12 protein-coding genes are annotated in these 13,440 nt (G+C 63.4%); 4 read left to right on the top strand and 8 right to left on the bottom strand.

All coding sequences use genetic code 11. The features are described from left to right. Positions 1 to 31: 31 nt before the first annotated feature. The 6 genes from GSQ88_RS02585 to ugpB all read right to left on the bottom strand — a co-directional run bounded on the left by GSQ88_RS02585 (position 32) and on the right by ugpB (position 5,433). Positions 32 to 778, bottom strand: a complete 747-nt coding sequence (locus tag GSQ88_RS02585; protein WP_159005811.1) for a GntR family transcriptional regulator — start codon at positions 776 to 778, stop codon at positions 32 to 34. A gap of 36 nt (positions 779 to 814) precedes the next feature. Continuing rightward, complete coding sequence (gene hpxZ / locus GSQ88_RS02580; RefSeq protein ID WP_159005810.1) at positions 815 to 1,204, bottom strand: oxalurate catabolism protein HpxZ; 390 nt, start codon at positions 1,202 to 1,204, stop codon at positions 815 to 817. A 1-nt stretch (position 1,205) separates the two neighbouring features. Further along, a complete protein-coding gene (locus tag GSQ88_RS02575; protein WP_246735035.1) occupies positions 1,206 to 2,597 on the bottom strand; it encodes an AtzE family amidohydrolase in 1,392 nt (463 codons plus the stop codon). Between the two features lie 28 nt (positions 2,598 to 2,625). Beyond that, positions 2,626 to 2,808: a DUF4089 domain-containing protein gene (locus tag GSQ88_RS02570; protein WP_159005809.1), complete on the bottom strand. Its 183-nt coding sequence runs from the start codon at positions 2,806 to 2,808 to the stop codon at positions 2,626 to 2,628. Positions 2,809 to 3,078: 270 nt separating this feature from the next. Further along, positions 3,079 to 4,056, bottom strand: coding sequence for an aminoglycoside phosphotransferase family protein (locus GSQ88_RS02565; protein WP_246735034.1), 978 nt, complete (start codon positions 4,054 to 4,056; stop codon positions 3,079 to 3,081). Between the two features lie 63 nt (positions 4,057 to 4,119). Next, positions 4,120 to 5,433 (bottom strand): sn-glycerol-3-phosphate ABC transporter substrate-binding protein UgpB, encoded by a 1,314-nt coding sequence (gene ugpB / locus GSQ88_RS02560; protein ID WP_159005931.1) that lies wholly within the window; start codon positions 5,431 to 5,433, stop codon positions 4,120 to 4,122. Between the two features lie 454 nt (positions 5,434 to 5,887). Between ugpB and GSQ88_RS02555 the strand changes: the two genes are divergently transcribed. The 3 genes from GSQ88_RS02555 to GSQ88_RS02545 are packed head-to-tail and all read left to right on the top strand — an operon-like array spanning position 5,888 to position 10,402. Then, on the top strand, positions 5,888 to 7,945 hold the full coding sequence (locus GSQ88_RS02555; protein WP_502706683.1) for a sensor histidine kinase: 2,058 nt from the start codon (positions 5,888 to 5,890) through the stop codon (positions 7,943 to 7,945). Then, complete coding sequence (locus GSQ88_RS02550) at positions 7,915 to 9,660, top strand: ATP-binding response regulator (RefSeq protein ID WP_159005808.1); 1,746 nt, start codon at positions 7,915 to 7,917, stop codon at positions 9,658 to 9,660. Before GSQ88_RS02555 ends, GSQ88_RS02550 begins: the two co-directional genes overlap by 31 nt. Before the next feature lies 1 nt (position 9,661). Then, positions 9,662 to 10,402, top strand: coding sequence for a response regulator (locus GSQ88_RS02545; protein ID WP_159005807.1), 741 nt, complete (start codon positions 9,662 to 9,664; stop codon positions 10,400 to 10,402). Positions 10,403 to 10,796: 394 nt separating this feature from the next. Here the strand turns inward: GSQ88_RS02545 and GSQ88_RS02540 are convergent, their stop codons facing one another. After that, positions 10,797 to 11,396: an NADPH-dependent F420 reductase gene (locus tag GSQ88_RS02540; RefSeq protein ID WP_174247899.1), complete on the bottom strand. Its 600-nt coding sequence runs from the start codon at positions 11,394 to 11,396 to the stop codon at positions 10,797 to 10,799. Positions 11,397 to 11,437: 41 nt separating this feature from the next. After that, on the bottom strand, positions 11,438 to 12,172 hold the full coding sequence (locus tag GSQ88_RS02535) for an SDR family NAD(P)-dependent oxidoreductase (RefSeq protein WP_159005805.1): 735 nt from the start codon (positions 12,170 to 12,172) through the stop codon (positions 11,438 to 11,440). A gap of 268 nt (positions 12,173 to 12,440) precedes the next feature. Between GSQ88_RS02535 and GSQ88_RS02530 the strand changes: the two genes are divergently transcribed. Further along, a complete protein-coding gene (locus GSQ88_RS02530; RefSeq protein ID WP_159005804.1) occupies positions 12,441 to 13,337 on the top strand; it encodes a LysR family transcriptional regulator in 897 nt (298 codons plus the stop codon). Positions 13,338 to 13,440 lie beyond the last annotated feature (103 nt).

The following is a 13,440-nucleotide window of genomic DNA, read 5'->3' as shown; positions in this document are numbered from 1 at the left end:
TAGAACTTCCCTATTCGCTATTCGCCACTCCCTATTCGCCGCTTCCTACTCGCCCACTCTCCGCGTAAATCTCATACTCGCCGCGCACCAGCTCGATATGCGCGCGCATCGCGGCGGCGGCGGCGACGTGGTCGCCGCGCATGATCGCGACCACGACGCGGTCGTGCTCGGCGTGCGATTTGGCCAGCCGCCCGAGGTTGCGGAATTGCGCGCGGCGGAACGGCTGCACCCGCACCCGCGTCGCCAGCGTGATCTCGGCGATATAGCCGTTCTGCGAACCGGCATAGATCGCATTATGAAAGCGCTCGTTGACTTCGTGAAACCGCTCCGGATTGCCGGCGGAGCTCAATACCCGCAATTCCTCATGGATCGCCTCCAGCCCGTGACGTTCCGCGGGCGCCATGCGTTCGGCGGCGAGCCCGGCGCACAAGGCTTCCAGTTCGGCCATCGCCTCGAACATCTCGGTCATCCGTTCGATCGAGGGCCGCGCCACCACCGCGCCGCGATGCGCGCGGGCATCGACCAGCCCGCTGGCCGCGAGCTGGCGCAAGGCCTCGCGCACCGGCGTGCGTGAGACGTTGAAGCGGCGCGCGATATCGGTCTCATCGAGCGGCGAGCCCGGCGCCAGCGCGCCGCGCACGATTTCGTCGGCGAGTTGCAGCCGCAATTCCTCGGCGCGCGTGACCTTGTAGGGATTGGCGGTCGCGCGGTCGACGCGCTGAAGCACCGGTTCTGCCGGCCGTTGACGGTCGCTGGTCGGGAGATCGTCAAGGCTCATGTCGTTGGACCGATGCTCATTCAGGACTTGGTTCGTTCAAGGTTTGGGTTCGTCGATGATGCTGACATGGGCGGCGACAATTCTCCAGCCCTCGGCAAACCGCACCCAGGTCTGCATCTGGCGGCCGACCTTGCCCGGCGCGGTTTCGCGGTAAAACAGCGTCGAGGCCACCGCGGTATCGCGGCCATAGGTCGAGATCACGGTGCGCGCCGTCCGCCGCATCAGGCCCACGGAAGGGCGCGCCGCGCGAAACGCCATGATCTCGCTATAGCCATAGAGAATTTCGCTGATGCCGTAACGCAGCGTGCGGGAATCGTCGCGAAACAACTCGTCGAGCACCGCGACATCGTTGGAGACCAGCGCCTTTTCGTAGCGCGCGAATTGCGCGGCTACCTCGGCATGCACGTCCGGCAGATCGACTTCCATCTCATAGACCTCTTGGCTGTGGCGCCGACACGACGCCCATGCGCTCCAGCGCGTGGGCTACGCGCAACGCGATATCCTCGCGCCAGGGTGCGGCGATAATTTGCACGCCGATCGGCATCGGCTCCAGCGGAACCGGCACCGCGACCACCGGCAATCCGATAAAGGAAATCGGCTGGGTGTGGATGCCGATATTGGCGCGCACCGGCAATTCGACACCATCCAGCGTGAAGGTCACCTGCCCCAGTTTCGGCGCCACACACGGCGTCGCCGGCGCCAGGATCACGTCGACCGTCTTGAACAGCTCCAGCACCCGGGCACGGTACCAGCGGCGGAATTTCTGCGCGCGGTCGACCAATGGTGCCGGTACCATCGCGCCGGCCAGCAGGCGGTCGCGCACCGCCGGATCGAAATCATCGGGACGCCGCCGCAACCGATCAAGATGCAGCGAGGCGCCTTCGGTCGTGGAGATCACATAGGCCGCGGCGCGGGCGCGCGCGGCTTCCGGAATTTCGACGATACGGGTGGTGCCCAGCGCCTTGGCGATGCGGGCCACGGCCTCGACAGCTTCGGGGAACACGTTCTGCTGGAAATAGCCGCCGGCGATCGCGACCCTCAGATCCCCGATGTCCTGCGCGAGCGATGGCGCGACCGGCTCGACCGGCCGGGTCGCGCAGGCGGCATCGTCGGGGTCGGGTCCCTGCATCGCATCATAGGCCAGCGCGAGATCGCTCGTATTGCGCGCGAACGGCCCGAGATGGTCGAAGCTTGCGACGAACGGAAACGACCGCGCGCGCGACAGCCGGCCATAGGTAGGCTTCAAACCAAAGATTCCGCAGAACGACGACGGCACCCGGATCGAGCCGTTGGTGTCGGAGCCGAGCGCAATCGGCACCAGGCCGCCGCCGACCGCGCCGCCGGAGCCGCCGGACGAGCCGCCGGTCATCCGCGTCAAATCATGCGGATTGCGCGACGGGCCGTCATGCACATTCTCGCCGGTGAAGTCATAGGCGTATTCACCCATGTTGAGCGCGCCGACCAGTACCGCGCCGGCCGCTTCCATCCGCTCGATCAAGGTGGCATCGCGCGGCGACGGCTTGAGGTCGCGATTGATCTTCGATCCGGCGCGGGTGGCGAGCCCCTGCACGTCGAACAGGTTTTTTACCGCGAAGGGAACGCCGGCCAGCGGACCGACGGGCTGCCCGGCCGAGATCGCGGCATCGACGGCGCGCGCCTTGGCACGCGCGCGCTCGGCCGTGATGTCGGTGAAACAATTCAGGACCGGATTGTATCTCGCGATCCGCGCCAGCGCCGCCTCGGTCGCGCTAAGCGCGGAGATCTTTCGCCCCGCCACGGCCTGGGCGATTTCCGAGGCTGACAAATCATCTGAACTCACGGCCGCTGCCATATCGGGTCCGGTCATATCAGGCCGAGTAGACACTGGCCGACTCGGCTTCGTCGGGCAATGCGAACTCGTCGACCAGCCGCGCCAGCCTGAGCGACACCTCGAGATTCGCCCGCACCGCGGGCCTCCAGGCGTCCTTGACCGGCAGCGCCAGTGCGCTCGCCACGGCGTCGATATAATCGTCCAACGGATCAGCAGCCATTACGGTCTCATACCCAGAAAATCGCGACGCTTCATGTGGCGCTCCAAACGCCGGAGGGATCGGTTTCAAAGCGTCGCAAGGTTTGTGCCAACGCTCAACAGGAGCCAAAATAGGTATAACTATCTGATTATACTTGAAATACTCCAATAGAAATACGCTCAGAATCCATCGAAATAGGCCGACCGAATGCATACAGAGAATGATGAACTGCCTAATTTTGTTGCAATCGGCCTTGAGCGATAGCCAAACGCCCGCGACGCGCCGATCCCGTCATACCGGCCAGAGCAATTCCGCCAGCTCGAACAGGTCGTCGGCTTTTTCCTGCCAGCCCTCAATGCAGATGTGTCGGATCGGATCGCTCTGGCGATGCAGCAGCATCAGCGCCATCAGCCGGCGCTTCAGATCCGGGCCGATATCGGCGGCCGCATAGCCGTAGCCTTCGAACAGGCTGCGGACGCGGCGCGGCATGCCGGCCGTCATGAAGGCGCTCGGTCCAAGCAGATCGTACTCGCCCCAGCCCGTCAGCACGTCGCCGAAATCGAACAGCCCGGACAATTGCCAGCCGCCGGTTTCCTGACCGAGCAGAAAGTTCTCCGGAATGTATTCGCCGGTCAGGATCACCGGCGGCGCGTCCATGGGAATGAGCGGTATCGCCGCGGCCAGGAAATCGTCGAGGCCGGCGAGAAACTTGCGCGGCAATCCAAGGCGCGTATGCCGCGCGCGGCATCCGTCGATCTGCCGCCGCATCAACTGATCCCAGCGCGGTTCGATGGTCGACAATTCGCCAAGCGGGGCACGCTGTACTTCGGCGATGGTCTCGCCGATCCGGCGCAGCACGCGCTCCTTCTGATCCTCCGGCAAGCCGGGCCATGCCTGGGCGCCGAGCACGCCATGCAGCCGCGTGATCGCGAGATAGGGCCATTGGTCGCGTTCGCCTTGCCGCACGATCTCGGGAACGGCAATGCTGAGGCGCCCGCGAAGCTGTGACAACGAAGCCCGCTCCGAGACGAACTGGGCGCGCAGCATCGGCGGGAAAATCTTCAGCACCAGCCGCTCATCGAGCGCGAGGACAAGATTGGTGCCGTTCAAAAACGGCTTCGGGTCGGCATGCGGCAATCCCTCGCTGCGCGCGATGTCGAGCGCGGCCGGCAGCCATTGTGACGGATCGGCACGCCATGCCTGGAACGCCGCGAAGTCGGGTAGCGTGGGCAGCGAATGCATGATGGCGATCGGCTCTCGAAACGGCATGCGGAATCGAGCGCCTTCTATAACCGGCTCCGCGCCGTGCCGACAGCCTATGGCGAGCACAGCTTACGGATTGGCGCTCTCGAACTGCCGCAGCAGCCGGTTGCCGCGCTCGACGGCGGAATCCAGCGCCGCCTGCGCCGATTTCTTGCCGCTGAAGGCCTGCTCCAGTTCGTCGTCGATCACATCGCGGATCAGCACGAACGATCCGAGCCTGATCCCTTTGGAGTTTTCGGTGGTCGGTTTCAGGGTGATCTGCTCGATCGAGATCGCAGCACCGGGATTGCGATCGTAGAAGCCTTGGGCGCGGCTCAAATCGAAGGCTGCCCGGGTCACCGGCAGATAGCCGGTGTTCTGATGCCAGGCTGCTTGAACCTCCGGCTTCGACAGGAAGGCAAAGAATTTGGCGACGCCGCGGTATTCGGCGTGCGGCCGGTCGCGCAGCACCCACAAGGTGGCGCCGCCGATGGTCGAGTTTTGCGGCGCGCCCTGCACGTCGGGCCAATACGGCAACATGCCGTAACCCACCTCGAATTTCGAATTGGCCTTGATATCGGCGCGCGTCGCCGACGAGCCGATGAAGATGGCGCACTCGCCATTCTGAAAGCGCGGCTCCGCCGAGGTCGCCCGACCGCTATAGTCGAAGACCTTGTCGACCTGCCACTCCGCGAGTTGCGCGATATGGCGCACCATCACCGGATTGTTGAAATTAAGCGCTGCATCGAGGCCCTCGAACCCGTTGGCCCTGGTCGAGACCGGCAAATTGTGGAACGCGGAAAAGTTCTCGACATTGATCCATGACGGCCAGGATGTGGTGAAGCCGCAAACCGCGCCGGCCGAGCGCAGCCGCTTTGCCGCGGCGCCGAGTTCGGGCCAGGTCTTGGGCGCGGTTTCCGGATCGAGACCCGCACTCCGGAACAGATCCTTGTTGTAATAGAGGATCGGCGTCGAGCTGTTGAACGGAAACGACAGCATGTTGCCGGCGATATCGGTATAATAACCGCTGACCGCGGGAAGATACGCCGCCGGCGAGAACGCTTCCGATTCGTCCCGCATCAGTTCGAACACCGGATAGATCGCGCCCTTGGCGGCCATCATGGTCCCGGTCGCGATTTCGTTGACCTGAACGATGGCCGGCTGGCTCCGCGAGCGAAACGCAAAGATCGCTGCCGTCACGGTTTGGGTGTAATTGCCTTTGTAGCTCGGCACGATGCGGTATTCGGTTTGCGATGCGTTGAAGTCTGCGGCGAGTTGCTCCAATTGCCGCCCGAGCTCGCCCGACATGGCATGCCACCAGACGATATTGGTGAGGGCCTGGGCCGGAGACGCCAGACTGATCGCCGAGACGGTGATCGCCGTAAGGGTGATCGCCGCGATCATGGCAGCCGATTGCAAAAATCTCGAAACGGGATTCACGGTCCAACCATCCATCTGCCGCGGCCGTCACATAATTTGACGCGGGCCGCGCCCTGATAAAACCCCGGGTCCGCGGTTTCAATCCGCCAAAAGGTCGCCCCGCAGCGCACCATTGCCGGGTTTTGGCGGTTCCGGCAGGATGGCCACCTCTGACCGGCGTCTGCTAAACGGATTGAACCTTTTTTGAGCGCCATCGACTCCACGGTGAGGGGTTGAAGTTGCCTGTGTACAACCGCGCCGGCCTTTGGCGGATTGCACCCACCGTTGTTGCGCCGCGGCTGACGGCGGCTTCAGCGAATGTTGTTGCACGCGAATTGAGCACCGCTGGGGCCCCGTTGATCTCCACCTGTGGCCGTGGAGTGAATTGATCTTGCCAACAGCCCCCGACGAAACCACGGAACGGTCGGCGAGCGCCACCCTGCGCGACCGTTTTCGCATCGTCAGGCTGCTTCGTGCTATACCGATCCGCTGGCGCATCCTGTCGATTGCCGCGCTGAACTCGGCCGTCGTCCTGGTGCTGGCGGCGATGATCTGGAACGGCGCGCAAGTGCTGCGCTCGGCCTGGGACGACGTCCGCCAGGTGCGCCAGTCGGACCAGGTTCTGGCGTTGCTGGAGAGCGAGACCAGTCGGCTGCAGAACCTGATTCACCGTTACATCAACCAGCCGAGCCCGGAATTTTTCGCCGAGATCCTGCTGCTGCGCGAGGCCATCCTCGGCACCCTGACCACGCGCGCCTCGACCGATCCGATGCTGTCGGGATCGGTGGACGAACTCGAGCGTGTCACCGAACGTTTCCTCGACGGCTTCGGAGAACTGCGTACCGTCCAGGCCGCCATCTCGAAAACCTACGAGCAACAGGTGTTGGGCTCGACCCGGGACATGGCCGGGCTCTATTCGATCATCGAGGGCGCGACCGGACACCGCGACGCCCCGATCTGGCCGGAGCTCGGCAAATCCCGCGAGGCCTTTACCGCGACGCTGGTCGCCGCCAACGGCTATTATTTTTCGCAAAATCAGGCATCGGCCGAGGAGGCCCGGCGCAATATCGATACCATCGACAAAACCGTTCCCGAGATGGCAAGCCTCGCCGACAACGACCTGCAGCGCATGGCGCTGGAGCGCTTGAAGGACCGCACCGGCGCATTGCGCGAGGGACTGACGAAGCTGTCCGAACAACTCGCGAGCCGGACCGAACTGTTGCGCAACAGCATCGACGCCAGCCAGGCCGAAACCATCGGCGCCATCGACGAATTGTCGGTCAAGATGCGCCAGCGCGAGCAGAAGGCGCAGGAAACCTTCGACCGGACGCTGGACGACATCTCCCGCAGGGTGCTGTCCATCGCCGTGATTTTTCTCGGCATCATCCTCACCGCGGGCGTCATGATCGCGCTGAGCATCCGGCTGCCATTACATCAGATCATATCGGCGATGCAGGCGATCACATCGGGCGACTATGACCGGCAGGTGCAGGGAACGGCGGCGCGGGACGAGGTCGGCGCGATGGCCCGCGCGGTCGAAGTATTCCGCGAAAGCGCCATCGCCAAGCGGGCGACCGAGGATGAGCTGCGGGCGTCCAAGGAACAGGCCGAGGGTGCTCTTTTGGAGCTGCGCGCCGCCCAGCAAAACCTGATCGACGCCGAGCGCCTGGCCGCACTGGGCGGCCTGGTCGCCGGCGTCGCCCATGAGGTGAACAATCCGATCGGTATCAGCCTGACGGTGGCGTCCAGTTTCGCCCGCCGCAGCGAAATGTTCGAGGCCGAGTTGAAGTCCGACAGCCAGTTGCGGCGATCGCAGCTGGAGGATTTCGTGCGGGCGTCGCGCGACGCCTCCCAGCAATTGGTCGCCAATTTGCAGCGCGCCGGCGAGCTGATTCAGTCCTTCAAGCAGGTCGCGGTGGACCGCTCGCACGCCGAACGCCGGCAATTCAGCCTAAGCGAGGCGACCGACCAGATCATCGCCAGCCTGCGGCCGGTTCTGAAAAAGGCCGTGATCTCGCTGTCGGTCGACGTGCCCCCGGGCCTGGTGATCGACGGCTATCCGGGCTCCTATGGGCAGATTTTGACGAATCTGATCCTCAACGCCGCCAATCATGCGTTTGTCGACGGACGGTCGGGGACGATCTCGATTGCGGCGAGGGCCCGCGGCCCGGACGATATCGAGATCATTTTTGCCGACGATGGGGCCGGAATGACGCCGGACGTGCAGCGGCAGGCGTTCGATCCGTTCTTTACGACCCGCCGCAACGAGGGCGGCACCGGTCTCGGCCTGCATATCGTTTATAATCTGGTTACCCAGCAGCTCGGAGGCCGCATGATGCTGGACTCAAGGCTGGGACAAGGCACTACATTTCGCATTATCATGCCGAAGACCGCCAAAGGCGGTCACGGAACGACAGACACAACCGCGGACCAAACCGCAGACGCAACAAGCGACGGAATCTCTCAATGGCCGAACAGGACGATGTCCTCCACCTGATCGAGGATTCCGGAACCGTTCCGGAAGAATCGAGCGCGCGGAAGTGGAAAATCGCGGTCATCGACGACGATCAGGCCGTCCATGAAGGCACCCGGTTTGCGCTGAGCGACTACAGCCTCAACGGCCAGACGCTGGAGGTCCTGTCGGCCTATTCGGCGGCCGAGGGCCGCGTCCTGATGCGCGAGCACCCGGACATCGCCGCCGTGCTGCTCGACGTCATCATGGAAACCGACGCCGCGGGCCTCGATCTCGTCGAATACATCCGCAACGAAATCAAGAACGAAACCGTCCGCATCATCCTGCGCACCGGACAGCCCGGACAGGCGCCGGAGCGTCGCGTCATCGTCCAGTACGACATCAACGATTACAAGGCCAAGACCGAGCTGACGGCGGACAAGCTGTTCACCTCGCTGACCGCCGCCTTGCGCAGCTATCAGCAGCTCGAGCGCATGGTGCAGACCCGGCGCGGGCTGGAAATCATCATCGATGCCGCCTCCACTTTGTACGATTTCAAATCGATGCAGCGCCTCGCCGAGGGCGTGCTGACGCAGATCGCCTCGCTGTTGAATGTCGATTGCGCCGGCATTCTGGTGCTGCGCGACGGCGGCATGGTGGGCGACGATTTTTCGGTGCTGGCGGGCTCCGGCTGCTACAGCCGGTTCATCGGCATCGCCGGGTCGCGGTCGCTCGACCCTGATCTGCGTTCGATGGTGGAAGCCGCTTTCAAGCGGCGCAAGCATGAATTCGCCGACCACCGCTCCGTGCTCTATATTCGCACCGGCAGCGGACGGGAAGTCGTGGTGCTGCTGCAGTCGGAACACCAGCTCTCCGAAACCGATCGTTCGCTGGTCGAGATTTTCGGCAGCCGGCTTTCGATCGCGTTCGATAACGTCATCCTTTATCAGCAGCTCCACGAAGCCAACACCCAACTGGAGGACCGTGTCGCCCAGCGCACCCGCGCGTTGATGCAGGCCAATCGCCGGCTGTCGGCGCAATGGTTGCGGTTGCAGCGCGCCAACGGTTTCAAGAACGAGATTCTCGGCACCGTCGCCCATGATCTGAAGAATCCGCTGGGCGTGATCCTCGGCCGTACCGAAATGCTGACCGAGTTGATCAGCGCCGGCTCGCCTAAGGAAAGCATCACCGCCCAGGTCGAGCATATCCGCGATGCCACCAAGCGGCTGACCTTGATGGTCGATCACCTGATCTCGGACGCCATGGCGGACGCCTTCGACATCACCATCCGCCGCGAGCCGGTCGATATCGCCGCCCTGGTCAGCGAGGTCGTCAACGCCAATCAGCCTTCGGCCGCCAACAAGCAGCAGGCGCTGACGGTGTCCGCGCCGCCGAATTTCGTCACGATGTGCGACGCCGACCGGATGCGGGAAGCCATCGACAATTTGGTCAGCAACGCCATCAAATACTCGCCGATCGGCGGCAAGATTGCCGTGGTGGTGAGCCATGAAGCGAACGCGACCATCATCCGCATCGCCGACGAAGGCGCCGGCCTGTCGCCGGAGGATCTCGGACGGTTGTTCGGCCGCTTCCAGCGCCTCTCCGCCAAGCCCACCGCCGGAGAAAGTTCGACCGGTCTCGGTCTGTCGATCGTCAAGCGCATCATCGACATGCATGGCGGCCAGGTCACCGCCAACAGCCCCGGCCCGGGAAAAGGGTCGACCTTTACCGTCGTATTGCCCGCGGCCGAGATATCATGACATGACCCAGAATCAGCACATCATCATCGTCGATGACGAGGCGCCCGCCCGCGAAATGGTCGGCGAATACCTCAAGATGCACGGCTTTGCGGTGACGTTATGCGACGGCGGCAAGGCCCTGCGCGCCGCGATCGAAATCAGCGTGCCCGATCTGGTGGTGCTCGACCTCAACATGCCGGAGGAAGACGGGCTTTCGATCATCCGTGACCTCAAGAGCCGCACCAACGTCCCCGTCATCATGCTGACGGCGACCGCAAGCCCGATCGACCGCGTGGTCGGACTTGAACTCGGCGCCGACGATTACATCGCAAAGCCGTGCGAATTGCGGGAATTGATGGCGCGGATTCGCTCGGTGCTGCGACGGAGCGTGCCGGTCAGGGCCGTGGCGGCAGTGGAAACCGCCGCCGCCAAGGCCGCCAAGGACCAACTGGTTCGGTTCGGGACCAAATGGCTCGATCTGGAGGCGCAGGCGTTGCGCGACGACGAGGGCAACGAGCATCCGCTGACCGCCTCCGAATTCGGCCTGCTCAAGGTTTTCGCAGCAAATCCCAAGCGGGTGTTGTCGCGCGAGCGCTTGCTGGAGCTCGCCAATGCGCGCGACAGCGAGGCCTTCGATCGCGCCGTCGATCTGCGCATCATGCGTATCCGCCGCAAAATCGAGCCGGACCCCGCCAAGCCCGCCGTGATCCGCACCATCCGAGGCGGCGGATATCTGTTCTCGCCGGTCGGCGAGAAGGCTTGAGCGGTCTTTCGAGCCGCGCGGGCCGAAAGGACCGTAGGGCGTACTACTGCGTCACACGGGCTTATCCCTTTATCCTGAGAGCGTGTGAAGCAATCCCCGCCGTCATCCTGAGGTGCGCGCTCTTTCTTGCGCGCCTCGAAGGATGGCAGCAAGCACGACGCTGAACACCATCCTTCGAGGCGCGCCGAAGATGGCGCGCACCTCAGGATGACGGTGGAGTTGTTGCGCGGAGGACGATGGCCGCGAGTCTGTGTGTTGCGTCCATCCTTTGAGACGCCGCTTCGCGTCTCCTCAGGACGAGGGGATAAGCCAGTTGTGACGCAGTAAGACTAAGGCTCGAAGAGATTAGCGCGCGCGACCGGTTCTCGGCGTCGATCACACGGCCGTAGATCGATCACTGCTCCTTCTTGAACACATCCTGGAAGATGAGCGGGCCCCAAATGCGGCCGCGTGCGTGCACCAGCGCGCCACCCTCGTCGAGCTTTCCCAGCTTGACGGGTGCGAACCCGAGTTGTTTGGCCAAGGCCGCCACGGGAGCGATCGCGTCCTCGTCGTCACCAGACAGAAAGATGACCCGGTGACCGCCCTCGACGATCGGATCGGCAGCCAGTTTGGCCGCAATCAGATGATTGAAGCCTTTCACGAGCCTGGCGCCGGTGAACGCCTTCGCAACGAAGGCGGAGGACAGGAGGCCGTCCAGCTCCTCAAGGGGAACTGTCGCGTTCATGGCATCGATGACCGTCTTGCCTTTCCAGCTCGGCAGGGCCTTCGCAACCTCGCGATGCTCCCCGAACGGGACCGCCAGGATGATGGTGTCGGCCTCGAGTGCATCCCGCAGCGACCTGGCGACGACCGTGGGTCCAATCGCCCGAGCCTGCGGCGCCAACGCCTCGGGCGGCCGGCGGCTCGCGACGGTCACGTCGATGTTTTTACGGGCGAAGGCGTGGGCGAGGGCCTGGCCTATCTTACCGAAACCTATAATTGCGTAGCTCATCATACTTCTCCGATCCGTGTTGATATTGATTCCCGGGCCGTTCAGATGGCTGAGAAGCCGCCGTCGACAGACAACTCCACCCCATTCACGAAGCTCGAATCGTCTGAAGCAAGAAACAGCGCGACTGCCGCAATTTCCTCAGGACGACCCATCTTTCCCCGCGGGATCAGGGATTCGAACATCTGCTTTGCCTCCTCGGTGAGAACCTGGTCCTGCATCGGTGTGGCGATCGGCCCCGGGCTCAGCACGTTCACCCGGATATTCCTGCCCTTCAGTTCGTTGAGCCAAGTGCGTGCAAATGAGCGCAACGCCGCCTTGCTCGCCGCATACACGCCGTAACCAGGAAAGCCTTTCACCGAAGCAACTGACCCGGTCATGAAGATCGATCCGCCATCGCCAAACAGCGGCAACGCCTTCTGAACCGTAAACAGCGTGCCGCGCGTATTCAGGCCGAAGGTCGCATCGAAATGCTGCTCGGTAATTTCGGCCAGTGGGACGGCTTCGCCGATGCCGGCGCTCGCGTACAGGACGTCGATCCTGCCCTTTTCCCGCTTGACCGTGTCGAACAGACGGTCGAGGTCGTCGAGATTGGCCGCGTCGCCGCGCACGCCGGTCACGTTCCGGCCAATCAGCCTGACGGCCTCGTCGAGCGCCTCCTGCCTCCGGCCCGTGATGAAGACATAGGCGCCTTCTTCAACGAACCGCTTGGCGCTCGCCAGCGCCATGCCGCTTGAGCCACCCGTGATGACTGCAACCTTACCGTCTAGCTTTCCCATGACTTCTCCATTCGTGGTGTCGGGACAGCATCTGCCCCCGAGAACCTCGACATGGGTCTGCCAGCGTCAGGCGTTCAGTACGGAAACGCGCATATCGGTGGTGCGAAATCGATCCGGCTGGACGACTGAAGCCAGCCGCAACGATCGGTGTCCGCCGTTCGGAATTGGGCCGCGCTCGTCGACATAAGCTATAATGACCACCGGTACTGCTGTAAGATGCGTTAGATACGGGCTTTGGAAGGCGCACCCCGCGGTGCAGGATTGCACCATGATCGACTGGGATGATGTTCGCTACTTTCTTGCCGTCGCGCGCGGAGGCTCGGTGCGGGCTGCCGCCGAGGGCCTCGGCGTGAACCACTCGACCGTGCTGCGACGCATCGCCCAGCTCGAGGAACGCCTCGGGGTGCACATGTTCGAAAAGCTGCCTTCGGGCTACCGCCTGACGGCTGCGGGCGAGGAGGTCCTTGAGTTCGCGGACCAGATGGAAGCGTCGTCGCACCAACTGGAGACGCGCGTCTTCGGGCGCGACCAGAGCGTGCGCGGGCTTCTGCGGGTGACGCTGGCACCGCCCCTCGCGACACACCTGCTGATGCCGGACTTCGCCGATTTCGCGCGTCTGCATCCGGACATCGAGATGGAAATCTTGTCGTCCGGCGAGCTGGCGAATCTGACCAACCGAGAGGCCGATGTGGCGATCCGCGTCGTCTACGACCGCAAAACCCTGCCGCTCAATCTTCACGGCCTGAAGGGATCGGAGCTGTTCGGCGGCGTCTACATGTCCCGCGATCGACTAGCCGCGTGGCGTGCGGGCGCGCCTGATCCCATTCGGTGGATCGTCATCAGCATTCATGGAATTCCGGATTGGGCCAGCGAGGGTGAAGTCCGCACCACGGGGGTTCCGTTCAGGACCACGGACGCCGAGGGGCAGATCGCTGCGGTACGGCAAGGGCTCGGGATCACGACACTGCCGTGCTTCGTCGGCGATGCCGACCCTCTGCTGGTGAGGGTGCCGGGCACCGACCTGCACATGTATGGAACGGTTTGGCTCCTCACACAGGGGGAGACACGCAAGACGAAGCGCGTGCGGCTCTTCACGGAGTTCGTATCCCGCAGGCTCGCCGCGTACGCTCCGCTTCTCGCGGGGCTGTCCATATCGCGCGACTGACGCGCGGCATTACGGTGCGCGCAAAATCGAATTTGTCTAGGCGGTTCAATATTTCTGATTTTCAGAAATTATCCTTGACTCCAGACCCAAATCACCTGCCTAA

This window comes from Bradyrhizobium sp. S69, from assembly GCF_009766005.1.
Classification (GTDB): Bacteria; Pseudomonadota; Alphaproteobacteria; order Rhizobiales; family Xanthobacteraceae; genus Bradyrhizobium.
This window is presented reverse-complemented; position numbering and strand designations above follow the sequence as displayed.

What these genes read in the sequence shown, in the direction of transcription:
- GSQ88_RS02585 (WP_159005811.1), bottom strand. Translation starts at nt 778, where the DNA reads ATGAGCCTTGACGATCTCCCGACCAGCGACCGTCAACGGCCGGCAGAA.
- hpxZ (WP_159005810.1), bottom strand. Translation starts at nt 1,204, where the DNA reads ATGGAAGTCGATCTGCCGGACGTGCATGCCGAGGTAGCCGCGCAATTC.
- GSQ88_RS02570 (WP_159005809.1), bottom strand. Translation starts at nt 2,808, where the DNA reads ATGGCTGCTGATCCGTTGGACGATTATATCGACGCCGTGGCGAGCGCA.
- GSQ88_RS02565 (WP_246735034.1), bottom strand. Translation starts at nt 4,056, where the DNA reads ATGCCGTTTCGAGAGCCGATCGCCATCATGCATTCGCTGCCCACGCTA.
- ugpB (WP_159005931.1), bottom strand. Translation starts at nt 5,433, where the DNA reads ATGATCGCGGCGATCACCCTTACGGCGATCACCGTCTCGGCGATCAGT.
- GSQ88_RS02550 (WP_159005808.1), top strand. Translation starts at nt 7,915, where the DNA reads ATGGCCGAACAGGACGATGTCCTCCACCTGATCGAGGATTCCGGAACC.
- GSQ88_RS02545 (WP_159005807.1), top strand. Translation starts at nt 9,662, where the DNA reads ATGACCCAGAATCAGCACATCATCATCGTCGATGACGAGGCGCCCGCC.
- GSQ88_RS02540 (WP_174247899.1), bottom strand. Translation starts at nt 11,396, where the DNA reads ATGAGCTACGCAATTATAGGTTTCGGTAAGATAGGCCAGGCCCTCGCC.
- GSQ88_RS02535 (WP_159005805.1), bottom strand. Translation starts at nt 12,172, where the DNA reads ATGGGAAAGCTAGACGGTAAGGTTGCAGTCATCACGGGTGGCTCAAGC.
- GSQ88_RS02530 (WP_159005804.1), top strand. Translation starts at nt 12,441, where the DNA reads ATGATCGACTGGGATGATGTTCGCTACTTTCTTGCCGTCGCGCGCGGA.